This window comes from Roseovarius salis (assembly GCF_044472985.1).
Classification (GTDB): domain Bacteria; phylum Pseudomonadota; class Alphaproteobacteria; order Rhodobacterales; family Rhodobacteraceae; genus Roseovarius; species Roseovarius salis.
The window spans coordinates 1-259 of the sequence record NZ_JBISDG010000137.1; the positions used below are offsets into that span (position 1 = coordinate 1).

1 protein-coding gene is annotated in these 259 nt (G+C 37.1%); it reads left to right on the plus strand.

Annotation, left to right across the window (positions count from 1 at the left end):
* Window positions 1-73 precede the first annotated feature (73 nt).
* On the plus strand, window positions 74-259 hold a 186-nt coding region (locus ACH13J_RS18520; protein WP_397544812.1), incomplete at its 3' end, for a RepB family plasmid replication initiator protein.

A 259-nucleotide genomic window follows, 5' to 3' on the forward strand; every position in this document is an offset into this window, starting at 1 on the left:
CCTCGGTATTTGACAACGAATTTTTATTATGTTGTTATAGCAACACAATAAAACCGTTGCTAAATAAAACAACATGACAGACTTAGTCGTAAAATCAAATAAACTTGTTCAGGCCTTACAGACTCTAACCTTAAGTGAAACTCGTCTTTTACAGCTCGCTATTGTAGATGCTCGGGAAACAGGACAAGGGTTATCCACTGATGAACCATTAGAACTAAGTGCCATTAGATATGCGAAAGCCTTTAATGTTTCGCCAGAT